At 55.5% G+C, this 24474-nt stretch carries 21 protein-coding genes; 6 read left to right on the top strand and 15 right to left on the bottom strand.

Translation table 11 applies throughout. The annotated features are described in order from the left end of the window. Positions 1-171 precede the first annotated feature (171 nt). Together gmd and RDL77_RS20740 are read left to right on the top strand one after the other, a co-directional pair. Positions 172-1242, top strand: a complete 1071-nt coding sequence (gene gmd / locus RDL77_RS20745; RefSeq protein WP_223615298.1) for a GDP-mannose 4,6-dehydratase — start codon at positions 172-174, stop codon at positions 1240-1242. Then, a complete protein-coding gene (locus RDL77_RS20740; RefSeq protein ID WP_288194546.1) occupies positions 1226-2218 on the top strand; it encodes a GDP-L-fucose synthase in 993 nt (330 codons plus the stop codon). The genes gmd and RDL77_RS20740 overlap by 17 nt, the downstream gene beginning before the upstream one ends. A 60-nt stretch (positions 2219-2278) precedes the next feature. Here RDL77_RS20740 and RDL77_RS20735 read toward each other — a convergent pair whose 3' ends face one another. The 6 genes from RDL77_RS20735 to RDL77_RS20710 form a co-directional block, all read right to left on the bottom strand. Further along, positions 2279-3478, bottom strand: coding sequence for a polysaccharide biosynthesis/export family protein (locus tag RDL77_RS20735; protein ID WP_374042769.1), 1200 nt, complete (start codon positions 3476-3478; stop codon positions 2279-2281). Between the two features lie 95 nt (positions 3479-3573). Continuing rightward, complete coding sequence (locus RDL77_RS20730) at positions 3574-5529, bottom strand: polysaccharide biosynthesis tyrosine autokinase (RefSeq protein WP_288194545.1); 1956 nt, start codon at positions 5527-5529, stop codon at positions 3574-3576. A gap of 294 nt (positions 5530-5823) precedes the next feature. After that, complete coding sequence (locus RDL77_RS20725; RefSeq protein ID WP_223615294.1) at positions 5824-6615, bottom strand: response regulator transcription factor; 792 nt, start codon at positions 6613-6615, stop codon at positions 5824-5826. Between the two features lie 409 nt (positions 6616-7024). Continuing rightward, entirely contained in the window at positions 7025-7693 is a 669-nt protein-coding gene (locus RDL77_RS20720; RefSeq protein ID WP_288194544.1) for a PIG-L deacetylase family protein, read from the bottom strand. Continuing rightward, on the bottom strand, positions 7690-8502 hold the full coding sequence (locus RDL77_RS20715) for a glucose-1-phosphate cytidylyltransferase (protein WP_288194543.1): 813 nt from the start codon (positions 8500-8502) through the stop codon (positions 7690-7692). The genes RDL77_RS20720 and RDL77_RS20715 overlap by 4 nt, the downstream gene beginning before the upstream one ends. Further along, positions 8499-9794, bottom strand: coding sequence for a class I SAM-dependent methyltransferase (locus tag RDL77_RS20710; protein ID WP_288194542.1), 1296 nt, complete (start codon positions 9792-9794; stop codon positions 8499-8501). The genes RDL77_RS20715 and RDL77_RS20710 overlap by 4 nt, the downstream gene beginning before the upstream one ends. Positions 9795-10108: 314 nt before the next feature. Between RDL77_RS20710 and rfbC the strand changes: the two genes are divergently transcribed. Further along, a complete protein-coding gene (rfbC, locus tag RDL77_RS20705; protein ID WP_288194541.1) occupies positions 10109-10651 on the top strand; it encodes a dTDP-4-dehydrorhamnose 3,5-epimerase in 543 nt (180 codons plus the stop codon). Positions 10652-10715: 64 nt separating this feature from the next. Here rfbC and RDL77_RS20700 read toward each other — a convergent pair whose 3' ends face one another. The 5 genes from RDL77_RS20700 to RDL77_RS20680 form a co-directional block, all read right to left on the bottom strand. Then, entirely contained in the window at positions 10716-12047 is a 1332-nt protein-coding gene (locus tag RDL77_RS20700; protein WP_223615289.1) for a DUF4910 domain-containing protein, read from the bottom strand. Between the two features lie 25 nt (positions 12048-12072). Continuing rightward, complete coding sequence (locus RDL77_RS20695; RefSeq protein WP_288194540.1) at positions 12073-13143, bottom strand: NAD(P)-dependent oxidoreductase; 1071 nt, start codon at positions 13141-13143, stop codon at positions 12073-12075. Between the two features lie 142 nt (positions 13144-13285). Next, positions 13286-14620 (bottom strand): DUF4038 domain-containing protein, encoded by a 1335-nt coding sequence (locus tag RDL77_RS20690; protein ID WP_288194539.1) that lies wholly within the window; start codon positions 14618-14620, stop codon positions 13286-13288. Beyond that, positions 14613-15983 (bottom strand): glutamate-1-semialdehyde 2,1-aminomutase, encoded by a 1371-nt coding sequence (locus RDL77_RS20685; RefSeq protein ID WP_288194538.1) that lies wholly within the window; start codon positions 15981-15983, stop codon positions 14613-14615. Before RDL77_RS20685 ends, RDL77_RS20690 begins: the two co-directional genes overlap by 8 nt. Positions 15984-16020: 37 nt before the next feature. Then, the gene (locus RDL77_RS20680; RefSeq protein WP_288194537.1) at positions 16021-17169 is read right to left on the bottom strand and encodes a glycosyltransferase family 4 protein; all 1149 of its coding nucleotides are present in this window, start codon (positions 17167-17169) and stop codon (positions 16021-16023) included. A 248-nt stretch (positions 17170-17417) separates the two neighbouring features. Here RDL77_RS20680 and RDL77_RS20675 point away from each other — a divergent pair, with 248 nt between their 5' ends. Continuing rightward, complete coding sequence (locus RDL77_RS20675) at positions 17418-18671, top strand: polysaccharide pyruvyl transferase family protein (RefSeq protein ID WP_288194536.1); 1254 nt, start codon at positions 17418-17420, stop codon at positions 18669-18671. On the opposite strand, the gene RDL77_RS20670 is transcribed toward RDL77_RS20675, so the two are convergent. Both RDL77_RS20670 and RDL77_RS20665 read right to left on the bottom strand, forming a co-directional pair. Further along, on the bottom strand, positions 18666-19670 hold the full coding sequence (locus RDL77_RS20670) for a glycosyltransferase family 2 protein (protein WP_288194535.1): 1005 nt from the start codon (positions 19668-19670) through the stop codon (positions 18666-18668). The genes RDL77_RS20675 and RDL77_RS20670 overlap by 6 nt on opposite strands. 39 nt (positions 19671-19709) lie before the next feature. Then, the gene (locus tag RDL77_RS20665; protein WP_288194534.1) at positions 19710-21182 is read right to left on the bottom strand and encodes an oligosaccharide flippase family protein; all 1473 of its coding nucleotides are present in this window, start codon (positions 21180-21182) and stop codon (positions 19710-19712) included. Between the two features lie 377 nt (positions 21183-21559). Between RDL77_RS20665 and RDL77_RS20660 the strand changes: the two genes are divergently transcribed. Continuing rightward, on the top strand, positions 21560-21835 hold the full coding sequence (locus RDL77_RS20660; protein WP_105735295.1) for a hypothetical protein: 276 nt from the start codon (positions 21560-21562) through the stop codon (positions 21833-21835). 19 nt (positions 21836-21854) lie between these two features. Next, positions 21855-22961, top strand: a complete 1107-nt coding sequence (locus RDL77_RS20655) for an NAD(P)/FAD-dependent oxidoreductase (protein WP_288194533.1) — start codon at positions 21855-21857, stop codon at positions 22959-22961. 38 nt (positions 22962-22999) lie between these two features. Here the strand turns inward: RDL77_RS20655 and RDL77_RS20650 are convergent, their stop codons facing one another. Both RDL77_RS20650 and RDL77_RS20645 read right to left on the bottom strand, forming a co-directional pair. Beyond that, positions 23000-24184 carry a DUF2865 domain-containing protein gene (locus RDL77_RS20650; protein WP_288194532.1) on the bottom strand — a complete coding sequence of 395 codons (1185 nt, stop codon included), beginning with the start codon at positions 24182-24184 and terminating at the stop codon, positions 23000-23002. A gap of 101 nt (positions 24185-24285) precedes the next feature. Next, on the bottom strand, positions 24286-24474 hold a 189-nt coding region (locus RDL77_RS20645), incomplete at its 5' end, for a hypothetical protein (RefSeq protein WP_288194531.1).

The raw sequence follows: 24474 nt of genomic DNA, 5'->3' as shown, positions 1-24474 counted from the left end.
AATCGCTGTTTTCGATCAGCATTCCTATCCCTATTCCCGAAGTGTCTATTCGATGTCGCCGCCTATACTTGGCTTCCATCCATTGCCGATGGGCGGGTTTCTCCATGATGGAATTCGGCACGGCAATGTGTTTGTCACCACACTTCAAGGACACACGGACGGGAACTGCGAATGACTGGGAAAACGGCATTGATCATTGGGGTTACGGGACAGGATGGAGCCTATCTCAGCGAGTTTCTCCTAAAAAAGGGCTATATCGTGCACGGACTGAAGCGTCGATCGTCGTCGTTCAATACGGCCCGTATCGACCATCTCTATCAGGATCCGCACGATGACGATGTCCGGTTTCATCTGCATTTCGGTGATTTGACGGACGCCACCAACCTTTGCCGGGTGGTTCAGGAAATCCAGCCTGACGAGATTTACAATCTCGGAGCGCAAAGCCATGTGCAGGTCAGCTTCGAAACGCCGGAATACACGGCCAATGCGGACGCGATGGGTACTTTGCGCCTGCTGGAGGCGATGCGCATCATGAAGATCGAAAAGACCTGCCGTTTTTATCAGGCCTCGACATCGGAACTCTTCGGCAAAAGCATTGAGGCGCCTCAGCATGAAGGCACGCCGTTTCATCCGCGCAGCCCCTATGCGGTGGCCAAGCTCTATGCCTACTGGATAACGGTCAATTATCGGGAAGCCTATGGCTTTCACGCCTCAAACGGCATCCTGTTCAACCATGAAAGCCCGATCCGCGGTGAGACATTCGTAACCAGGAAAATCACGCGCGCCGTCGCCGCGATTGAGCGTGGATTGCAGGACAAGCTTCGTCTGGGAAACCTTGAGGCCAAGCGCGATTGGGGCCATGCACGCGATTATGTCGATGGGATGTGGCGTATTCTCCAGCAGGATGATCCCGACGATTATGTGCTGGCAACGGGTGAAACCCACACGGTGCGCGAATTCGTCGAACGAGCATTTTCAACCGTCGGAAAATCCATTGAATGGAGCGGTACCGGCGTTGATGAAATCGGGTACGACCGCAAGAGCGGCAAGGAGATCATCGAGATCGATCCGCGCTATTTCAGGCCGGCGGAAGTTGATCTACTGTTGGGTAATCCTGAAAAGGCCCGCATCAAGCTGGGCTGGAGCCACACGACCGCTTTTGAAGATCTCGTATCGGAAATGGTTGAATCGGATATGCGGACCATCATGCGGGAAGAAAGCCGCAATGACTTCTATGGTTAAGGTGTCCCGGCACAATTTCGAGCTTGGCGGTAAACGAGTCTGGGTTGCCGGACATACCGGCATGGTCGGATCCGCTCTGGTGCGAAGGCTGAGACGGGAAGAATGCCGCCTCATCACGATCGATCACACTGAGCTCGATTTGACGCGTCAGCGCGAGACAGAGGAATGGATGGCGGTTGCGCGGCCGGACGTCATTTTCATCGCTGCGGCACGCGTGGGCGGAATCCTGGCGAACGCCCATCATCCCGCAGATTTCCTCTACGAGAATACCATGATCGCCATGAATATCATGCATGCAGCGCACCGGCTTGACGTGGAGAAACTCCTATGGCTTGGGTCAAGCTGCATTTACCCGAAATATGCTGACCAGCCCATCGAAGAGCAGGCATTGCTGACAGGAAGCCTTGAGCCGACGAATGAGGCTTATGCGATTGCCAAGATCGCGGGGCTGAAACTGGCGGAGGCTTATGCGCGTCAATACGGACAATGCTTCATTACAGCCATGCCAACAAATCTCTACGGGCAGAATGATAATTTCGATCTGCAACAGGCTCATGTTCTGCCGGCGTTGATACGCAAGATGCATGAGGCCAAGGAGATGGGCAGCCCCAGAGCCGTCGTATGGGGCACTGGAACGCCCAGGCGCGAATTTCTCCACGTGGATGATCTTGCGGATGCCTGTGTCTTTCTGATGAAAAACTATGCCTCGGCCAGTCACATCAATATCGGTTCCGGTGCGGAGATTTCCATCCACGACCTAGCGCTCCTGGTCGCCAGGATCGTGGGCTATCGCGGTTCCGTGGATTTCGATACGTCGAAGCCGGACGGGGCGCCGCGAAAGCTGCTGGATTCTTCGCAGATGGAGGCTATGGGATGGCATCCCCGTATCGAGCTGGAGGCCGGTATTCGCGATCTCTACAGCCGCTGGCAGGCGTCGTTGGCGCCTTCAAACGGGTTGGCGCAGACGGAATCCTGATCAACCCGGGGCGTTGGAATACGCCCTGGCGGAAGGCCTCTGACTACAAGACACGCACAGTCAGTTGACGGCCTTGGGCACGATCGCCTTGGGTGCGGCTGCGTTGGGCAGTTCAAGTTGCGCACGCAGAATATCCCCGGCCCTGATCTCATCATGTTCCGACAAGGCCGTTTCCTGATAGTTTCCGTCCACCACCCGAACCACCGTGAAGGTCAGCTTGACTGTTTCCTCACGCGACGACACGCGCTGGGCCGCGGCACCGATTTCACCCATGGTTTGTGCGATGAATGCCATTTTCTTGCGCAATCTCAGGATATCGAGATCAATGTCCCGCAAGTCTTTGGCCGCATCATTGGAGCGCGAATCGTGCAGGGCGAGCAGGCGCTGCTGGATCGCATTCTCATTCTGCTTTGCGCGTGCCAGGAACGAGCCGAATTCGAGCGCATCCCGGCGCATCGCCGAAAGCTGGCGTTGGGTATCGCGCAATGTTGATTGCGCCGTAAGGCCTTTGTCCACCAGGCTCTGGGACGCCTTCACATTTTGCTCAAGAAGCGAAATTTCCTCGTTGCGCAACTTTGTGCTTTCTTCCAGCGTGGTGATTTCTTCGGCATAGTTCTGTTTCTGAGCCTCAAGCGCGGTTGCTTCGCTTTGCAGGGCGGAAAGACGAAGATCGAAAAGCTTTCGCTCGGAATCGACGATCCGCTGCCGCTCGGCCTTGTCATCGATCGTATCGAGGCTCGCTGTCAGATCATAGTCAAACTGCTTTCCATTCAATTCGGCTTCGAGACGCACGCGCTTCACATCCTGTGCAAAGAGTTGCAGCGATGTGTCGGTATATTCCTGCCGTGCCGCAACCAGCTGGATACCCGCGGTGTCGAGCTTGTCGGCGGCCTGCCGCAAACCTCCGCTCAACGCAAACAATTCCAAGGCAATCATTCCCGGCCGATATTCATATTTTCCGGGTTTCTGGACATCCCCGATGACAAAAACGGGTGCGTATTCCTTCACGGCGACGGAAACGGAAAGACCGGGTATATGCTGCAGAAGCGATTGTGTGATGGTTTGCCCGATTTCGGTGATCGTATGATTGGCAACGGCTATATTGCCAAGAATGGGATAGGCAATTGTTCCGTCGACACTGACAGGAAAGATACCCGTCAATCCGGCATCTCCATAGACCGTTATGAGCAGAACATCTCCCGAAGCGATCTTGTACGGCTCCTGATTTGCTTGGGCAGGGGCAGCCGCCAGGGAAAACAAGAGCGTTGACGATACGGTTCCCGCTATGAGGAGATTGCTTATCCGCGATAGCAGAGATGCCGGGCTTTTCCTTTGTCCTTTGAGCATTTTCGCCCTCATACCTTGGCCGCTGAAGAGCGGAGTTTCTTGTGGCTGGCGACTTCCAGCACGAAGCGCTTCGCTGTGGCGGGTGCCGGCGGCTGGTGATCGGGGGGCGAGGCATCCTTTATGCTTGGATCGCTGTTGATGACGATGCCGCTCAGTCTTCGCCCGTCGGAACTGAGCACCTTCACGGCGTTGAGAATGTCATCCATGTTGGCCCGTTCGCATTGTGCGACAAGGATTGTGGTATCGGCAAGCGAGGCCACACGGATCGCGTCCGCACCCAGGCAAACCGCCGGAGTATCGATGAGCACGATGTCATATTGATGCTTCAGGGCATTGATCACCTTGGCAAATTGCTCGTGTCCCAGCAGGAATTCAGCGGGAACGGAACAGGGTTGCGTTGCCACAAAGTCGATCGATGAGAATACATCGTGCTGAATCACGGCCTCAAGCGTGTGCCTGCCTCTGATCACATCCTCCAGATAAGGCCCAAACTGATCGCCGAATTCCTGCCCAACCATGGGGGCGGTGAAATTGGCGTCGATGATGATGGCACGAACACCTGTCGCGGCCAATGACCGGGCCAGTCCGGCGATGATGAGCGTTTTGCCCTCCTGGGTCCCGGCTGATGTGACAGCGATGGCATGGGCCATTTTTTGTGGCGAAGACAGAAGGAGGTGGGCCTGCAAATCCGCAATCGCACGCGCAAAGCCGTAGCGCCCTTCGCTGACAATCAGCGCGGCATTTTTGCGCTCGCGGCTGGACAATTTGGGGATCCGGCCAATGATGGGGGTTCTGGTCGCATTCTCGAGCGCTTGCGCCGACCGGATTGACTTGTCCCTTATTTCAAGAAGGAAGGACGCGCATATGCCCAGGAATGTGCCACCAATGATGCCAAGCGCCATCCACGTTGAAAGGTGGGGGCTTGCTCTTGACCGTGCCGGTACGGCACGTGAGATCATGCGGGCTTCAGCCGTTGCTATGCCGTCCTGCTCTATGGTTTGTTTATATCTGGTCAGGTAGCTCTCGTAGATTGCGCGGTTTGCGCTCGCCTCGCGGTCAAGTTGGTCAGCATGCACCAGTGCCTGGTTCGCTGCGGACATGCCTTCCTGCATTTCCCGAAGATTCGCTTCCACCGCCGCCTGCTGGCGATGCGTGACGTTGATCTCGTTCCTCAAACTGTCGATAACCTGCTGTACTTCGCCGGCAATCTGGCTCTTCAACGAAGCAAGTTGCGAGTTCAACTGAGGTAGCTGCACACTTTGTATGGCGCCGCTCTGGCTGATTTCCTGGAGCGATCGCTCGACGCGCGACTGCTCGGCACGCAACTGCTGTATGGCCGGCGAGCCGAGAATTTCAGACAATGCAACGCCGGCTTTGTTGTTCGACGCGTCGATTGCGGTGGAAAGGCGCGCCTCTGCGCCCGCGAGCTTCGCCCGCAAATTGGCAAGTTCCGTGTTGAGGGCAGCGATCTGCTGCGATTGGAGGGTCATGCCGTTGGCTTTGACAAGGCCCGATTTTTCGCGGAAGTCCGCGGCTGCCCGCTCCGATTGTTCAAGTGTCGCGCGCAGGCTGACAAGTTTACCGCCAAGCCAGTCGCTCACACGCCGGGTTGCGGATGTTTGCAGATCGACCTGATAGTCGAGGTAGGCTTCGCCAAAGGCATTGGCCACCGCAGCGGAGTATTGGGGGTTGTCTGCCCTGTAACTGATGTAGATGGTGTATGACCTGCCGTCATTCACGACGCTGACGTTGGAGAGCAATTTGTCAATGCGGCTGCGATTGCGATCCTCGTCCGATTGCGCCGGCAAAGGGCTGATCTGATCGGGGCCAGCTGTATTTGCGGGCGGTTGCTGATCGGCGGGATTGATGCGTCCATCGGCATCAAAGTTCAGGCTATCGAGCCGGGTCAGCACTTTCCCGGCCATCATGCGTGAGCTGATGATATCGAGCTCAGTGCGCAGCACCGGGCTTTCCTGCGGCAAAGGCGAGACAACAGACTCGGTTGGCAGGGCCTGCAACTTGCGAACGTCCAGAGCAAGGATTGCCTCAGACACGTATTGGGCCGGCGTCGTCATATAGGCGGCAGTGGTCAGCAAGAGGCATGCCGACAACGCTGCAAGCATTGTCTTCCGCCGCTTGAGGACAACTGAAACAAGGCGATGGATTGCCGGCCCTGATGCGTGAGGAATGCTATCGGAGAAAATCATTGCGTGAGTTCCTGCAAAATCGGATGGCGAACGACTGGGGTCCAGCCGGCGTCAAAACCTGGTTTCGTGCGGAATCATGTCGCCGATCTTGTAGGCCACCTCTGTCCGGTTGGTTGCACCCAGCTTCTTCATGATGTTGCGTATGTGAACCTTCACCGTGCTCTCGCACAGGTTCAGCTCATAGGCGATGATCTTGTTGGCCTTGCCCCGACGCAGCCCCTCGGCGACTGCCGATTGCCGTGCCGTAAACGAGGTCGTTATGTGCCGGAATTCATCGCTGCGGCCACCCATGAGTTTCCTGAGGGACAGAACGCAGCTTGCAGGAACGAATTTCCCGCCGGCGATCGCCAGTTCGATAGCCTGCATGCAGATCTCAATTCCAACGGTTGTCGGAATATAACCTTGCACGCCCAGTTCGAGGGCCTTGAGAATGGTTGCCAGATCATCATTGTCCGCAACCATGACGACAGCCACCTTCTGGAACGCTTCGACCAGTTCGCATATTTCTGCGGAGAGATCGCCGTCGCTCAGATTGCGGTTTCCCGTGTTGACGAGTACGGCACGCAGCCCAGCAGGACTGTTAATGGAAGCTTGCCATTCCTGCAGCGAACCGCAGGTTTTGACCTTCAAACCCATGTGATGGGCGGCTAAAGCCTGGGCCAGACACTCCCTCTCAAGGGCACGGCGGTCAATGATAAGCAAATAGTCGTTGGTAGAATACTTTTGGAATTTATTTTCGTTGGCACTTATTGTGTAAGATGAGTTATCAGTGATTTCTATAATTTTGTGAATATCCTCATCTTCCAGTTCGTCTAGAGTATGGTTGACATGCATGTTTTCCATAATTTATCCCCAAGTTTGATGCTTTGTTGCATGTTTGTTTGTCATGAACGGATTGTTCCGCTCAATTGCACTTCTTTTGGCAATATCAATTTACGCCTTCCATGGAGGAAAGTCTTTAATCCCACGCGTAGTCCTTTGGATGGGAAGCAAGCAGGCAATTATGAAATGACTAATCCATTAGTATAACTAAAATAGAGGGGTAAACCGGTCAAAATAGAACGGGCGTATTACTGACCTTAGCGCGGGATTTAGACCTGCGTTCTAGACCGCGCAGACGTTGTGAAACGATGGTTCCGAATCGGGGCGAGCGACGTTTGCTCTGTTTCGCTTGAGTCGATGTGTACGGCGGTTGGAAGCAGGTCACCCCATCGCCGGATAATTCGGCTGCAACCAGGCAAGGCGGTTTGCCCTATTGACCGGTGCCCATGCTGATCACCAGTTTCCGTGCTGTGAAAGCTTCTGCAAATCTGCCCGGTGCCCGGCACTCAATGCCTCTAATGCGCGCAAGACCGCGGAATGTATCCGCGTCGAACCAGTCCTTGGATCGCTGCGTTCCGAAGTGTTTCAGAAGGAGTTCCGTTTTGCGCTGCATGATCTCTTCGGTCAGGGGAACGTAGACATTGCGTTCGGTCAGGTCCCCGTCCCATTTGGGAATCTCATATTCCAGCACCAGATGGTCCCGGAATACGTTTGTGGTGAGCTGGTTGATCGCGCGATGGTCCTGATGTGCATCATGGCGTGCGTGGGTGAAAATAATGTCAGGCGAGACGCGGTCGCGCAACGCATTGAGCCAGGTCTTCAACTCGCGCGTTTGACTTGGAAAGTAACTGTCTTCGAACTGGGCGATCTCTACATGCGTTGATGATGCGCCGGCAAGAAACGCATCGGCTGATGCGCGCGCTTCCATGGCCCGGTCACCCGGGCTGCTCATCACGCACCAGTGAACGTCAAGCAAGGCGCCGCCCGAAATCATGTGCAGGATTGTACCGCCCGCACCAATCTCGATGTCGTCGGAATGGGCGCCGAGGCATAATACCGACAGCCGTTGCCCGTGGTAGGCAAAGGGCAATGACCTCATAAAACTTTGACCTTTGACGCCCTGGAGTTACCGCGGGCGGGTGCATGGGTCATCCATGGCATTTCGCCTCTTTCCACCATCTCCTGCAGTGCCTGCCAGTCGCGAAGCGTATCCATGGAGCGCCAGAACCCCTCATGCTTGTAAGCCATGAGCATGTTATCCTTGATAAGCCTGCTGAAAGGCTCAAGCACCAATTCTTCGGACTCGCGCATGTAATCAAATATTTCACTGCGCATGAGAAAATATCCGCCATTGATCCAGATGTCCGAACGGTCGGAGGATCGAAACTCGCAAACGCGGCCGTCATCGGCAATATCCGCAAGATGGTAGGTAAGGGGCGGGCGCACGGCAAGAAAACAGGCGATCTTGCCGCTCGCCTCGAATTTTTCGATCATATCGTCAAGATCGACATTGGTAAGCCCATCGCTGTAATTGGCGAGAAAGACGCGTTCGCCGCGCAACTGATCGCGCACTGCCCAAAGACGCTCGCCGATGTTACGCCATATACCGGTATCAATCAGGGATATGCGCCAGTCCTTCTGGGATTCACCCAAAACCTCGACGGTCCCGTCGCCGCTGACGACGCAATCGGCAAAGGTCTGCGGTCTGCTGTTGAGAAAGAAATCCTTGATGACGTTCGCCTTGTAACCCAGACAAAGAATAAAGTCCTCATGTCCATAGTCGGCATAATACTGCATCACGTGGCGCAATATGGGTTGGGAACCGAGTGGAATCATGGGTTTGGGTACATTTTCCGAGTACTCGCGAATACGGGTACCCATACCGCCGCAGAACAGAACCACTTTCATAGCTCGTCACCTCTCGGATCAACAATATCGACACCCGGAATGGGTACGACGAATTTGGCACCCCATTCGCGAACATGATGCATTTGCTTCACGATTTCGTCCTTGAGGTTCCAGGGAAGAATGAGGATGTAGTCAGGCTTGAGCCGGTCAATCGCCTCCACAGGCTCAATAGGGATATGCATCCCGGGTGTATAACGGCCGTGCTTGTAGGGGTTGCGGTCCACGGTGAAATCGAGGAAGTCAGGCCCGATGCCGCAATAGTTGAGCAGTGTGTTGCCCTTGCCGGGCGCGCCATATCCGCAAATCGTCTTGCCTTCAGTTTTGGCCGCTATGAGAAATGTCAGGAGATCGCGCTTGACCTTGCGGGCGCGGCTGGCGAAGGCGGTGTAGGTGGCAAGCTGATCAAGATGCGCGTTTATCTCATCCTGCCTGATGCGGGCGACGCTTTCCCGCACGAGCCATGTGCTGGCGGCGTGGGTAAGGTACACCCGCAGCGATCCGCCATGGGTCGACAACTCTTCCACATCGATGATTTTGAGGTGATGCCGTTTCGCCAGATGTTCGATGGCGAGCAGCGAGAAATAGGAGAAATGCTCGTGATAGATCGTGTCGAACTGGCCTTGCGATATCAATTTCTCAAGGTGCGGAAATTCGAGGGTTATAACGCCTTGCGGTTTCAACAACGCAACCATGCCAGCAACGAAATCATTGAGATCAGGTACTTGCGCTAAAACATTGTTCCCAACGATAAGGTCAGCCTGGAGGCCTTCCGTGACCAACTGGTGGGCATAGGCTTCTCCAAAGAATTCCATGCGCGTGGATACGCCTTTTTCGATCGCAACCTTGGCGACGTTTGCCGCCGGTTCTATGCCGAGCGCCGGAATTTTCATTGGGATGAAATGCTGTAGGAGATATCCGTCATTGCTGGCGAGCTCGACAACAAGGCTTTGCGTATCGAGTTGCAAACGCTTTGCTATCTGATGGCAGTAGGTTTTCGCATGTTCGACCCAACTGGTCGAATAGGAGGAGAAATAAGCATATTCCTCGAAGATGGCCTGCGGCGTGACATATTCGTTCAGTTGCACAAGCAGGCATTCCTCACAAACGAAGGCGTGCAACGGATAATAGGGTTCCATATCATCCAGCCGGTCGCGGGCAACGAAACTCTCGCACGGCGGCGACATACCCAGATCAACGAATGTATGCCTGAGCGGCGCGCTGCAAAGGCGGCAGAAATGGGTTCTGCTGCCTGATTGGTTCGCCAGGGAAAACGTATTCGCCAGTAGATTCATACCTTCGCTCCCGATGAATTGTCGGTGTCCTGGATGCGGGGGATGATTGTTTTCCCCGATCTGAATCTATGGCCTCACGGGATGGTAGGCGACCTGCCAATGCGATCAAACGGATCATCCGAACGGATGACCCGCGAAAGCGGCGTTCCGTCAAACGGTGTGCTTTGAAACGGCACTGCAGCGAAACGGGCGGGATGGTGCCGCAGACAACCTCAAGTACAGCTTTCGTTACCTCTATTGGAGAGTTTCATTCCTGCCGGGGCTCTGACAAGATTGTGCCTGTCATTGGCAGGTCGGGGACGAGGCGGGATCAGATGCGGTTCACCGAGACAGAACTGAGCGGAGCATGGCTTATCGAGACGCTTCCCCACCATGACACGCGGGGATCGTTTGCGCGGACCTTCTGCGCGCAGGAGTTCCGCGAACATGGGCTTGCCACCGAGTTCGTTCAGCATAGCGCCTCGCATTCACTGACAATGCACACAGTGCGCGGCATGCATTTCCAGAAGGCACCCCATGCGGAGGTCAAGCTGGTTTCATGCATAAGAGGCGCAATATGGGATGTGATCATCGATTTGCGACAGGATTCGCGGAGCTACCGGCGTCACGCCGGATTTGAACTGTCGGAGGGCAACCATTGCCAGCTCTATATACCCAAGGGCTTTGCGCACGGATTCCAAACCCTGAGCGATGATGCCGTGGTGTCCTATCTGATTTCAGAATTTTACCATCCAGCCGCTGCTGACGGCGTGCGTTTTGATGACCCGGCCTTTGCGATCGATTGGCCGGCGCCCCCCGCGGTTCTTTCTGACAAGGACCGGTCCTGGCCGCTCCTGGGCGAGCAGCTTTGCAGTTAAAACCCCAACCTTGATGCGGCAAGGGATATAGGAGCCTGTCCTGCCCCCAACCACGCTCATCCCATCACGCCTGCGGCAGCTCCCCGCCGAGCAGGCCCTTTTCCAGCAATAATTGCGCGGCGCGGAAAATATCCGGATAGGGCAGGCGGGAACGCAGCGACATGTCGAGAAGGCTGTGATTTCCGTCTGCGAGATTGAGAACCCAGAGAAAGGCCATCGACGTTTGCACGGCCGATTTGTCACCGCCCAGCGAGGCGTAAAGGCCGCGCCTGCCCAGTTGCGGTTCGCCCTTGGGAAAAAGGTTGACCGGGGTCCAGTTCGTTTCAATGATATCGATGACTTCGCTGATCATCTGGTAGGAAAGCGCAAGGTTTTCGGGTGTAATGAGCGCCATGTTGTCCGCTGAGGTGTGATATTCAGGGAAGGTTCCAAAACCGCTGCGCTGGAACAGACCGACGGGAAGGTTGAATCCCGGGGAGCAATATTGCCGCTCGTCATATCCGTAGGGACTGAAGTCCTGCATGATTGCCTGTCGATTGCCGCAGCACAGGACGCTTTCCATCGCCCGGTCGATAATGGCGTTGCCTTGACGGCTGCGCTTGTAGGTAGGGCCGCCGCCGTCTCCGACACACGACACCACCAGGCCGTGATCGATGCGTGCAACCTTGTCTTCGTTGCGGGCAAGCCAGGTCAACGCGCCGATTGTTCCCGGCGCAAAGAGGAAGCGATAGTTGTAACGTGTCTTGCGGGACTGCAAACTCTTGCCGAGCAGGGTCAAGAGGGCGAGGCCGGAACAATTGTCATTGGCAAGCGAGGGATGACAGATATGGGCGGAAAACAGCACATCTCTGTCGGTGGTGCCTTTGTGCAGGTATTCACCATAGGTGAGATGACCGTCAGTCTTTTCAGCGTCAATCAGGACTTCGTATTCGCCGTCCGCGAGCGCAAGAAGGGCATTATGGCTTGTACAAAGACCCCATTGCTCGCTGTAGTATGAGGTTCGATACGGGATCAGGTCGGGCTGATCGGGTAGTGTGTGGATGTGGGGTCTGAGTTCGCTCAGTTGCATGATACGGTGAATGGGATTGCTGTAGCTAACCACATGCAGATTGGATTTGGCGAGATCGATGCGCTTGCGGCCGGAGCCATCCTTGATGTAGGCGTCGCGGATGTTCCATTCGGACGGTACCACCCAGTCGAACACCGGGGTTCCCGTGGGGACTTCGTGCACAACCATATCGATTTGCTGGCCCAGAATGGCCAAGGTGTCACGGACGCCATCGCCCGTGATGCTGCGACATATAGGAAACAGGCGGGCAGCCAGGGTGTGAATGGAAAGACCGATGTCTGTCGCTGTTCCAACGGAGGACTTTGTCCGGTCGGGCGCATTTACCATGTTGTTAACAACTGGCGCGGGATGATCATATGACGGCATCGGACAGCGCTGGATGGCGCTCCACTGCTGAAATACGGCGCAGGCTGGAGGTGAGTTTCCGATCGTCGAGCAACTGACGGATATGGCTGATCCGCTGATAGCGGGGCCCCTCGAATTCCGCCAGTGTCAAATTCGCGGTTACATAGGCCGCATGCAATTGCTCGGCCCCGGCTCTTGCATCCCAGCGTGGCTTGAAATCGGGAAGAACCCGCCTGATCTTGTCAAAGCTGACCCGATACGAACGTGTATCGGGGCCGGCGCCGGGTGCAAATTCCAGCCGGCAGCCCGGAACGATATCCGCGACGATTTCAGCGATATCGCGGATACGATAATTGTGTTCGGACTGCCCGACATTGAATGCTTCGTTGTGTACGGCTTGCCGGGGTGCCTGCAATACCGCCAGGAAAGCCCGTGAAATATCCTCGATGTGGACGATTGGCCTCCACGGGGTTCCGTCGGATTTCAAAAGGATGACACCTTCCGTCACGGCCCATGCCACGAGATTATTCAAGACGATATCGAAACGCAGCATGGGCGAAAGACCATAGGCCGTTGCCGGTCGCAGATAGGTTGGGCTGAACGTCTCGTCGGCAAGTTCCGCGATGTCGCGTTCGGCCAATACTTTCGAACATCCATAGGCCGTGACCGGGTTCAATGCGCCGGTTTCATCGATTATGTCGCTGCCGGATTGACCGTAATTGCTGCACGAAGAGGCGTAAAGGAAACGCGGAACGCCAGCCTCCTTCGCGGTCGTCGCAAAGTGAACGCTTGCGCGATGATTGATGTCGTAGGTGACCTCCGGGTTGAGGTTCCCCAGCGGGTCGTTGGAGAGTGCTGCGAGATGAACAATAGCATCATAGCCTACCAGTTCGTCCGCGGTGACATCGCGTATGTCTTTGCATAATCCCGGTATGTCAGGCAGGGCTCCACCGGGCGCATAATGGCAATTCCGGTAGAGTTCGCTGTCGAAGCCGTGAATCTCATGGCCTGCCTTTTGCAGGAAAGGAACCATGACTGAACCGATATAGCCGCGATGTCCTGTCACAAGTACCTTCATTGTTCCAACCCTTTCAAAGAAGCCGTCTTTGATGCCACGGTACTTCCAGTGGGCGGGCCGGGACGAGAGAGGAGTTTGGAGGATCGCAAATGCAATTGGCTGAACCTTCGGCGAAGCGCCTACTTCTTTTGCCTGATCTGTGTTAATCGCGCTGTTTCACAACGAGAAGCCAGTCCCGGTAACCCGACGCATTCCGGGTTGCAGGAACACGGTATTCCAATGTGCCGGCGACGCTCTTTATTGGCTCTTTGGCAGCCATGTATTGTCCGGAGGATGGATCGAACCAGCGGATATCTCTGGTGGACTGCCAGTCTGCCTGTGCATTGAGAACGACGTTGTTCATACCCGAGAGATAGACCACGACAAGTCTTTCGCCGGGCGAACGCGCGGCCACCGTGATTCCCGCTGCCGGCTGGCCTTGTGTCGTCAGCAATTTGCCCTGATCGGGTTCAAGATCCCACCAGGGAATGGTTTCGAAGAATTGTTTGAGATAGGTCATGCTTTGGGCACCGCGGCTTGCGAGCGCTTTTTGCCAGGGCATGGTTTCCTCATGCACGCCGGGACCCGAAAAATGCCATACGGGATTGTTGCCGAATACCTGGCCGCCGGCACCGGACAGAAGGGCGGAATAAGCTGCTACCCGAACCGTTTCCTCCGTTGCACCGTTCTCCCCCTCATACATTCCCTCGATGAGAAAAAAGGGTCTTGCCGGTGAGACGAGATATTGAACGAGTGCAGCCTGGGCAACATTGCCATAGGTGTAGAGTGTATCGAGCCTTTTCCAGGCTGCTTTCCAGACAAGGTCCGTTCTTGCGTCCCTCCCGCCATGCACACTTTGTAGTGCATCCGGGGCAGCGCGTGCAATCGATCCGGCCAACGCCTCGACCAGGCTCATATCCGGCGGATCGTAGTCGCCGCCCTGTATCCAGATTATATTGTTGAATTTTCCAAACCTTTTGCCGATGTAGGTTCCATAGGCCTTCATTGCTTCGGTACCGGCATTGCGCATCTCACTATACCACCCCTGATCTCCGCCATTCACGCCGAGATAGGCCGGGACGAGCAGTACAAGAAATCCCCGATCCTGCGCCCGGCGCAGAATCCACTCCGCATCGTCAAAATAGGCATCGTTGGGGGTGACAAAGCCGCCTGCCGCAAATGGCTTTTGCTTGTAGAAATTGCCCGGTGCGTTGCGGCTGAAGCGGTGCTCGATGAGCGAAACCAAGATAGTGTTGAAACCGCGCTTCTTGCGATCCTCCAGGTAGTGATCGGCTTCTTCGCGGGACAGATCCCCTATGAGGGACCACGCCGTGTCCGCTGTCATCAGGAATGGCCGCCCCGCAGTATCTTCCAAATGGCGTTGATTGGCTGAGATGCGCAGGGGAAACGCAGCTTCTTTTGCATTAATCGATGTGCACAGTGCAAGAAGCAACAAAAATGCCCATAGCAGAACCCGCCTCGGAATTGCGTCAAGCATTGCTGGCGCGTTTTAAAACGGGAGCGGGCGTGTCGGGACTGTTGAAACGACGGAAAACCGGCTGCGAAGCGCGGCCAACCAGATACTTGTCCACCCCGTGCTGCAGCGCCTTCTTGTACACGCCGAGCGCTCCATCAATCGCGTCTATCGTGCGGTCAACGTCTTCATCCGTATGCGCATAACTCACGACAAGCGATGGCATCAGAATACCGCGGCGTATCGTTTCCTGTAGAAACAGCGTTCTGAAGGCTTGCGAAGGCAAGCGCTCCGTATCCAGCGTGGCATAGGCAAGACAGCAATTGGCGCCGGTGACGCTGACGTAACCGGTGAGGTCATGCCGGGCAATCGACTGTTGAACACCACTCCTCAGCCGCTGTCCTTGTGCGTAAAGATGCTCTATCACCGGTTCATTCTGATAAATCCGCATGGTGGCAATCGCCGCGGCGAGAGCGTGGGTTTCCGCACCATGTGTGGTCGACAGCAGGAAAACCCTTGGTTTGAATACTTGCGTAATGCCGCCGAGATTCATGAACTCACGTTTGCCGGCGAGCGCCGAGACAGAGAAGCCATTGCCGAGCGCTTTGCCAAAGCACGACAGGTCGGGTTCTATACCAAAGAGCTTCTGTGCCCCTCCGGCATGCCAGCGGAAACCCGTAATCATTTCATCGAGAATGAGCAGAGCCCCATTTTCATGACATAGCTCCATCAGATCGTTCAGAAACGGCTGGGCCGGGCCATCACTGCGCGAAGGCTCGAGTATGAGCGCGGCGATCCTGTGGGGATATCGTTCAAAGAGCGCGCGCGCACTCTCAAGATCATTATACTTGAATCCAACGGTCAGTGCCTGAATGGCGGTTGGAATGCCGGCATTCATTTCCGTTGAACCAATGAACCAATCGTCTGTCGAGAAGAATGGATGATCCGCACAAATACCAATCATATCCCGCCCTGTGACGGCCCGGGCCAGTCGAACGGCCGCAGATGTGGCATCGGAGCCGTCCTTGCAGAATTTGACCATTTCAGCTGACTGAACCGTCTCAAGGAAGGTCGCTGCACATTCGACCTCGATTTCGGCAGGGCGGGTGAAGTTGCAGCCGAGCTGGAGCTGGCGCATGACCGCCTCTAGGACGGGAGGATAAGCGTGGCCCAATCCGACGGCACGGTTGCCCATGCCGTACTCAATATACTCATTGCCATCGATGTCCCAGACATGACTGCCGTAGCCCCTGGCGATGAAGCCAGGCGACAGCAGGGGATATTGATCATCGCCTTTTGCATAGGTATGTGCGCCACCCGGAATCAGATCATGCGCGAGTTCGCGCAGGTGATCTGAATTTTCAAAATTGCGGATCGATGCAGTCATGTGCCAAACCCCTTTTACCTGATCTGCCGATATCTCTTCAAATGCGCTCCCGCATCATGCGCAGCCAATTCTTCACCGGGCGCGGCACAAATGTTCGCAAACCCGAACGCAAGCCTTTCGGCATGGACCAATCCCGCATTTTGAGCGGTGGTGCGATGGCAGGTCTGTGCGTCGTGACGTGCCGGATAACGTCGCCATACCGTTCAGCCATATTCCCGATGGTGAATGTGCTATTGGCCTTGTGTCGTGCCGCGTCAGACATCCATTGCGCGGTTTCCCGGCTGGAATGGATCTGGCCGATGATCTGCGCCGCTTCCCTGACATTTCCGATGGTGAAGAGGAAGCCGTTGGTGCCATCATCGACGATGGTGTCGGTCACTCCCCGGATACGCGAAACAACCGGTATGCAGCCGGCTGACATTGCTTCGGTGATGGTCAGCCCAAATCCTTCGAAACGCGAGGGCATGACGAGTATGTCATGCCGAAGCAGAAGATCGAAAACAGCTTCGGGATGAACCGCGCCGAGAAAGGTGGTCTGCCGTTGGCGGGTTGCCATCTTTGACTTCAAGCTTTCGAGATCCGGCCCATCGCCGGCAACAGTCAGATGAATGGACTGCGGCAAATGGGCGAAAATTTCCGGCAACCAGAACACCCCTTTCGATGCGTCCTCAATGCGGCCAAGGAAAATAACCCGCAATGTGTCGGCGGGGTTGGGTTCCCTTCGGAACTGCCGCATGGTTGGCGCGCTCGCGGCATGAGGAATCGCGAAGGTTCGGTCCGCGGGGAAGCCCAGTTTCCTGACCAGGTCACTGCGAATGCGATCGGAAACGCCGACGGTCGCATGCACGTGGTTCTTGATGGCGTTTGCCGCGCTGTAAGTCCCGGCAGTGATGTTGTGTACGATCATGATGCGCAGGAATTTGTCGGGCAGATAACGCGCAATATTCGTTTGAATTCGATCGCTGAGGACGTTGATGAATATTCCGTCAAATTCGCCCTCTTCCAGGGCTTCCACAAGGGCCTCGGCCTGATCCCGTTCGCTTGCTCCGTTGGGCGTTTCCACCAGGGAACCGTAAGAGAATTCAGGACGCCATTGAGCATCGTAAGGAGTGCCGTAGGTGGCCATCCCCAGCCAATGGACGTCAATTCCCTTTTCAGCCAGCGCGGCGCGCAACTGTCTGAACACTGTATATGTGCCACCAATATGGGGGCGGACGAAATAAGCGAACTTCATGAAGTCCTGTCCTTGGGTTTTTCGGCTTCATCCGGAAAACAGCATGAACCGGGAAACGCGGGAATTGAATGCGTCGCGGCGGGTGAGGCCTATAACCCTTTGGGGGAAGCCCCTTGCTCATTAGGCTGGGTGCGGTGTTCCAAAGACCATGTGTTTTTTGTCCGGCGGTAGCAGCAAACTTCCGTGGACAAAATATCCCATTGATCGCGCGCGACGCTGAGGATGCGTGGATGAAAATATGCTTACTGGGGCAGTTTGGCAGCGGTAATACCGGGAACGACGGCTCACTTGAAGCTATGGTGAATTTCCTGCGTGCGTTGCCGTCCGAAGCCGAACTCATGTGCATCTGTTCCAATCCGGAACTGGTCGAGAAGGAATACAAGATCAAATCGATCGGGATCAGCGGTCTGGTTCTGCAAGACCAGTGGTTCATTCGAATGAACGCGTTTCTTGCCGACATCCCGCGCCGCATCGCCAGTATCTATATGCTGTTTGCAAGCCTGAGCGGGGTGGATCTGTTGATCATCCCAGGCACTGGAATATTGGATGATTTTCAGGAGACGCCCTTTGGCTGGCCGTTCGTGCTCTTCCGCTGGTGCCTGGCAGCCCGGTTGCGTGGGGCGGACATCGCATTCGTCAGCATTGGTGCGGGTCCGATCGAGCATCCCCTCAGCCGCTGGTTTCTGCGCTCGGCGGCCAGAATGGCGCAGTACCGATCCTATCGCGACGCTTACTCCTTGGCCTATATGAAAAGGATAGGCCTTTCCGTCGAGCATGATGGCCTATTCCCCGATATTGCGTTTCGGCTTCCGGTCCCATCTTCCTCGCCTCCCAAACACGACAGTCCCGTAACCGTCGGCGTAGGCGTTATGGACTATCGCGGATGGTCAAAGGATGCGGTGTTTGGCGAAGCAATCTACCGGTCTTACATCGGTAAGTTGGCCTCCTTCATTCAATGGCTGCTCGATGAGGGGCACAATGTCCGCTTGTTGACCGGCGATGAGCGCGACTGGCGGGCGGTGGGTGACATTGTCGAAAGAGTCTCGGTTCCTGCCCAAGACAAGCCCGAAGAACGCGTAACCGTGGAGCATGGTGCCACTCTCCATGATCTGATGCGGGAGATAGGCAAGACCGATATTGTGGTTGTGACGCGTTATCACAATGTTGTCTGCGCCTTGAAGCTCGCGCGTCCCACGATCTCGCTCGGATATGCCCAAAAGAATGATGAATTGCTGGCGCAATATGATCAGCACGCATGCCAGCATATTGAAACCTTCGATGTTGATATCCTGAAAGATCAGACGCGGCGCATGCTTGCGAACCTCAATGAGGTGCATCTGGAACTGGCCAGAGTGAATGCGCGCGTTCAACGGCAGCTTTCCATTCAGGAAAAACTGCTGGAAGAGAGGGTTATCGGCCCGCTGTTCACCGCGCAGCCCGTCATGTCATCATAGCCGGCCGTCTGGTGTCGTGGATGTACCAAGTCGCCGCCCAAGAGCCTTGACGCTGCGGCCAATCAATGCCGAGGCATCTGATCTGCGCAAGAGGTAGCGGAGAGGCGGCAGCCAGGCTGCGGACGGCCGGAGCTTGATGGCATGACGCATCAACGCCATAGCCTCGGGTTCACCCCGGCACAATTGGGCGACCGCCGACCAGTAGGCCCTTTCACTCAGTGCATTCCGCGCTTGCCGTAAAAGGACGTCAGCATCCGTCAGGATTGCCCCGTCATTCTCGAAGAACGACTGGAACGCCGCTTCGAATTCAATACTCCACTGCTCCAGGGTGCGAACGGTCGCGGATTGATTGAAATCATGAACCCTTGCGACCGCCTGGATATTTTCCGTTCGGCCCACTGCACCGTGAAGGGCAAAACGCAGCCACATCTCAAGATCATCCGTGTGGATCAGGGCGGGCTTGTAATACCCGACTTTCTTCTGAATTGCCGTACGTACGATCGCGGTGGGGCCGCTCACAAAATTCCTTCCGCTTTGACAGAGGGATTTCAGAAAGGACATGCCGTCCTGCTTTGACCAGTCCGAAGGCAATGGATTGTCCGGCAGTCCATCGCCTTCCGTGTTGTTTGCGCGAAAATGGGTCTTGCCATGCACCAGGTGAACATCCCGATTGTCCTCCATGAAGGCCATTGCCCGGGCAAGAGCTCCCGGTGCCAGGTAATCGTCGGAACAAAGGATCAGAAAATAATCCGATTGTGCCCAATCGATACCGTCATTGAATGACGTATGTGCACCGAGGTTTTTGGGGCGCAGCATCAGTTCTATTCTGGGATCGGCACTGGCCAGCATCCTGGCAACAGCCGCGCTGTCGTCGGTAGAGGCATTGTCTATGATCAGAATGCGCAGTCTTTCGGCGGGCTGGTTGCGCACGCTGTCGACGCAGTTTTTCAGATAGTGCGCGTAATTGTAGTTCGGTATGACCACGTCAATGGATTTCATCGTCGAAAATCCAATCCTTGAGTCGAAGCACGGGGCCGCTCATTTGACGGCCGCGGCGTTTATCCTTGCCAGCAGTGTCGGCATTGCGATTCTTGCAATGTTTTCCACTTCGTCGAGAAAAGGATGCCTGAAGTAAGCCAAGGCTGCCAACCATCCTATCGCCGATAACAGACCGGCAATGCAGGCTTGGGCAATCGACAGGTCAAACTGAAAGCGGTTCGCCGCAAGAACGAGCAGCGGACCTGCAATGGCCCATATCGTCACGAGGCCGCTTCGGTATAAAACGTGAAACAGTTCGTCCCACGCAAAGGGAACCTGCCGGCGGACATAGACCAGCGAAAGGTACATCTGAAAGGGCAGGACTATGAACTGGCTTAGTGCCAGGGCGTAGAGCCCGAAAAAGCTGGCTGTGCAGATCACGAGCATCGACAGTCCCCGGCCAATGAAATTGGCTTCAAATGCCTGTCTATTTGCGCCCATTGCGACGAGAACGGGAAAGGTCAGGATATTGGGAAACCAGAAGAGCGCGGCCAGCGCAAAAATCTGGACAAGAGGTGCAGTCTCGGACCATTGGGGACCCAGTGCGATGCGAACAATCGGATAGGCCAGAATGGCCATTGCCAGGGTTGCTGGCCAGTACAGGGCCGTGATGTAGCTTATGATGCGCAGATAAGCGGCTTTGACGTCGCGTTCCGCTCTGACTTCCGATGCAAATGCGGGAAAGGCGACGGAAAATATCGCCGACAGCAGGATCTTGTCGGGTAAGCCGCAAACGAGATTTGCACGATTGTAGAGACCGACCGCCGTGAGCGGCATGATCCGGCCCAGGACAAGCTGGGGAAGTGCCTCATAGGACCGATCAAGGAGCGTCGATGCGCCTTTATAGGAACCGAAGGCAAAAGCCGCCCGCCAGCTCTTCAGGCAGGGGTTCAACATCCAGAAGATTGGCCTGGTGTGAAAAGCGAGAAGCATCCGTACGATAGCCGAGGCGAGTGTTCCCCAGGCAAAGCTCATGAAGCCAAAATGCAAGGCAACAAATGCGATTGTCGCAACAGCATTGGTTATGCTTCCGATCGCGTTGATGCGGGTTACCGCACCAAAAGTCAGATCCCGGCGCAACAGGGCGATGATCGGACAGACAGCAGCGTCGATAACGCCCGCAAAGGCCAGTATTTTGATGAATGCGAGCAGTTCAGGCGCAGCGTAAAATCGGGAAAGGAAGGGGGCCGAGAAAAACAGGGCGCAGCCTATCACGGCGGAGAAGCCGAAGGTCAGCGTGAAGCTGGTTCTTATGTCCTCGCGTGTGAGTGTGTCGCGCTGAATGAGGTATTCTGACGTGACGAACTCCCTGACGGTGAGCGCAATCGTGCCAATTCCCAAGCCGATGACGGCTATCCCGATCTCGCTGCTGCTCAACATGCGCGACAGGACCGTGATCATCGCCACGCTGACGATCACTTGCGAATACTGTTCCAGTATCGCCATGAAAAATGCCCGGCGTACAGCGCTCACCCTCTGACCTCTCTTATGATTGTCGACCGTTTTTCGAGCGCTTGTTTGCCAGCCGGATTTTTACGTCATGGCGGCACGCAGGCAACATTAACTCTAGCGCTTTGCAGAAGCCGGTTTAAGCTGTCTATTCAGTTGAAAGGCGGCTAAGCCGTTCGACGTACCTGCGTCCTCAATACGACGCGGGCAGGAATCGAATGGTGACAATTGGCCCTGCCGTGTCCATTGAAAGATATCGGCAGATCATCGTTTTTATTGTCTTCACAGTTCGGCCGAACGCTTAAGGATGTACCTGATATCCGTCAGACCAATTACCAATCCGGCTCACAAAAGTGGTAAAGAAATGGTTCTGAGGGCGTTGCGTGTGAGCCAGGATTTCCATGATCGAGGACGAGCAGATACGGACAGAAATGATGGCGATCCAGTTCTGGCTCCGTGCCCTTTTTCTGTATGCGGCGACAGGAACCCCGCCAACGGCGCGCTCGGTTCAGGAGTTTCTCAATGAGCTGAAGAATTTTGCGCCGCAGGATGGTGCCAATGATCTCTCGCCGGCTGACTGGGATAAGGAACACCTTTTGCACTATCCCAGCTATGAGCGGGTCGGCAGCAAGATTATAGAGACGCTGCAGAGTCTGGAGAAAAAACTGACATCATGAATCTACAATGGGGTGAAGAGTGGATCGCATAGGCTGCGTTGTTGCGGGTGGTGGCGTTATCGGGATTGCCATAGCGCGGGAATTTGCAAGACGAGGCATTGAAACGCTCATCGCCGAAGAGAGCGGTGCGGTGGGGAGTGGAATAAGTTCCCGCAATTCCGGTGTCATTCACGCCGGCCTCTATTACGCCGAAGCCAGTTTGAAGGCGCAGTTCTGTGTGGAAGGTAACGCCGCGCTTTACCGGTTTGCGAATGCATACGGCGTGGCGCATAAGCGCTGCGGCAAACTGATCGTTGCGACTGATAACCAGCAGGTTGAGACCTTGACCGAAATTGCCGGGCGCGCCCGCAGGTGCGGTGTGGGTGATCTGCAATTCCTTTCCGGAGCGCAAGCCCGTCGCGTCGAGCCGGAATTGAACTGCACGGCCGCGATTATGTCCCCGTCTACCGGAATCGTTGATTGCCATGATCTGATGCTGGCGCTGCTTGGCGATGCGCAGGCGCACGATGCAATGATCGCATTCCACACCAAGGTGGTGTCCGTGGACGCTGACAGCGATGGATTTGTCGTTCATACCATCGAGACGGAAACTGACCGGCCGTATGAATTTCGCACGGACGTGTTCATCAATGCCTGCGGGCTCAACGCGCCTGAACTGGCGACGAAAATTGCGGCATTGCCGAAGCATCATGTGCCGGAGCGCCGATATGCAAAGGGAAATTATTTCTCGGTGCCGGGTGCCGCGCCGTTTCAGCATCTGATTTATCCCGTGCCCGAGCCTGGAGGCCTGGGTATCCACCTGACGCTCGATCTGGGAGGCAGCATGCGGTTTGGTCCGGATGTCGAGTGGGTGGATACCATTGACTATTCGGTCGATCCGGCGCGGGCCGAGCGTTTCTACCAGGCAATACGGACATATTGGCCCGCGTTGCCCGATGGGGTTCTCCAGCCTGCCTATTGCGGCATCAGGCCAAAACTGAGTGTTGCGGGCGAAACGGTGACAGATTTCCTTATCGAGGGCCCGTCGTCGCACGGTGTAAAAGGACTGGTCAATCTGTTTGGTATTGAAAGCCCGGGGCTGACGTCCTGCCTGCCCATTGCGCAATATGTGGCGTCGCTGGTTTGAATCGAAGGTCAATTGGCACGAGCTTCGAGTGCTGATTCTTAATCTCCAAGCCGCTTCAGTATATCGGTCGCAACTGTTTCGATGGCCATGCCGAATGTGAACCTGTTTGCTCGATCGGGGTCTTGCGTAAAAAGCGGCTCGGCTGGCCGTGGCGCCTTGAAATCAATTTTCCGTTCTTCATCGGGAAGATAAGCCGAACCGACGACGCGTACATTTCGCCGATCATTCTCCTGGGTGGGTTCTGCCAAGACGGTGCCAAAGGGGTTTCCGCTGCCTTTGGATGCGGCGTCCGTGTCCGCTGCTGTCTCCCCCTCGGAAGGGTGTTGTGCGATTGGCAGTGCAGGACCAAGGGCTGTTGAAGCTCCTTGACCTGCGGGGGGCGCCGCACTGACCGATGTTTTTAATGATTGCTGCGCATTGTGGCACGTGCAATTGGCCACTGGCGGAGCGCCGGTAAGACGATAGTTGAACGCGGTGGGCAGGTCCTTATAGGGAATCTTGGTTTCGACGGAGGTCATATCCTCGGAAGACTGCTCCGGTATGGCATGGGAATACAATTTTACCGGTGACGCGGGACACATTTCACTGCAGGTATTCTGGTCGCGATCGAAATATTTGGTCTGGACGGCGAAAGAGATCGGAAAATAATACCCATCGCACGTTCGCACACATAGTGTTCGATAGAGTTTCGTACTGGATGCATCAGGGGGTTGCGTTGGTTGCCGCGGCCGTTTCCGTTCGATCGCCTGCCTGGGAAGCGTTGCGACTTTCGTTACTTCCGGCCCGGACGCTGAATTGCCGAAAAGCGCCTCAAGCAGCCCCTGCCGCCGCTCTTCAGCGCACCCATTTGCTTTCAGTGCCGCAAGAATGCGCGCTTTGGAGGAAGGGGAGCCTTTGGAACGGGTTTCCGCACGCTTGCGCCTCTCAAGCTCTGTCGCAATGCTTTCAATATTCTGTTGAAAACGCGCGCATTGCTTCGGGTCTCCCCTGGAAAAGAGCGTGTTGGCGCAACCCGCCTGATTGGCGCGTGCGCGTGCTTGCTGCAGCTTCATCGCCTGCTCTTGGACAGCTCTATTGGCCTGCGGTTCGTCCCGGATTGGCAGTTTGAGCTGCTGGCGAAGCCGAATGCAAATGCTTGGTTCAGCCACGGCATTTGCATGAAGAAAGAGGCTGGAAGACAAGAGCAGAGCTAGTCCGAGAATATTCCGGCTAATGAATTTCATCGACGCATACCTACTCGTAACAACACTCAGGGGAGGATCAGTTGTATTCAAGTTGAGATTTGTATTGATAGATGCGAAACCTCAGAAATAAGAATGCGTTTCTACACTCTAATCTGCAGAATGAAAATGCTTTGTTTCAATGTTACTGATCCGCAAGGTGATTTACGGTTAATGGCATTTGGATGATTGTAGACGGATTGGCAGGTATTGCGGCACAGCCCGCACACGGACACCGGTCCGTCGGGAGCATCGCAAATGCCGACACTGATCGGATCAGGGCAAATTAATGC

This window comes from uncultured Phyllobacterium sp. (genome assembly GCF_902479695.1).
Lineage (GTDB): Bacteria > Pseudomonadota > Alphaproteobacteria > Rhizobiales > Rhizobiaceae > Phyllobacterium > Phyllobacterium calauticae.
This window is presented reverse-complemented; position numbering and strand designations above follow the sequence as displayed.

Excerpts from the sequence above, each read along its gene's own strand:
- gmd (WP_223615298.1), top strand. The coding sequence starts at position 172 with ATGACTGGGAAAACGGCATTGATCATTGGGGTTACGGGACAGGATGGA.
- RDL77_RS20740 (WP_288194546.1), top strand. The coding sequence starts at position 1,226 with ATGACTTCTATGGTTAAGGTGTCCCGGCACAATTTCGAGCTTGGCGGT.
- RDL77_RS20725 (WP_223615294.1), bottom strand. The coding sequence starts at position 6,615 with ATGGAAAACATGCATGTCAACCATACTCTAGACGAACTGGAAGATGAG.
- RDL77_RS20720 (WP_288194544.1), bottom strand. The coding sequence starts at position 7,693 with ATGAGGTCATTGCCCTTTGCCTACCACGGGCAACGGCTGTCGGTATTA.
- RDL77_RS20715 (WP_288194543.1), bottom strand. The coding sequence starts at position 8,502 with ATGAAAGTGGTTCTGTTCTGCGGCGGTATGGGTACCCGTATTCGCGAG.
- RDL77_RS20710 (WP_288194542.1), bottom strand. The coding sequence starts at position 9,794 with ATGAATCTACTGGCGAATACGTTTTCCCTGGCGAACCAATCAGGCAGC.
- rfbC (WP_288194541.1), top strand. The coding sequence starts at position 10,109 with ATGCGGTTCACCGAGACAGAACTGAGCGGAGCATGGCTTATCGAGACG.
- RDL77_RS20700 (WP_223615289.1), bottom strand. The coding sequence starts at position 12,047 with ATGGTAAATGCGCCCGACCGGACAAAGTCCTCCGTTGGAACAGCGACA.
- RDL77_RS20695 (WP_288194540.1), bottom strand. The coding sequence starts at position 13,143 with ATGAAGGTACTTGTGACAGGACATCGCGGCTATATCGGTTCAGTCATG.
- RDL77_RS20690 (WP_288194539.1), bottom strand. The coding sequence starts at position 14,620 with ATGCTTGACGCAATTCCGAGGCGGGTTCTGCTATGGGCATTTTTGTTG.
- RDL77_RS20685 (WP_288194538.1), bottom strand. The coding sequence starts at position 15,983 with ATGACTGCATCGATCCGCAATTTTGAAAATTCAGATCACCTGCGCGAA.
- RDL77_RS20670 (WP_288194535.1), bottom strand. The coding sequence starts at position 19,670 with ATGAAATCCATTGACGTGGTCATACCGAACTACAATTACGCGCACTAT.
- RDL77_RS20660 (WP_105735295.1), top strand. The coding sequence starts at position 21,560 with ATGATCGAGGACGAGCAGATACGGACAGAAATGATGGCGATCCAGTTC.
- RDL77_RS20650 (WP_288194532.1), bottom strand. The coding sequence starts at position 24,184 with ATGAAATTCATTAGCCGGAATATTCTCGGACTAGCTCTGCTCTTGTCT.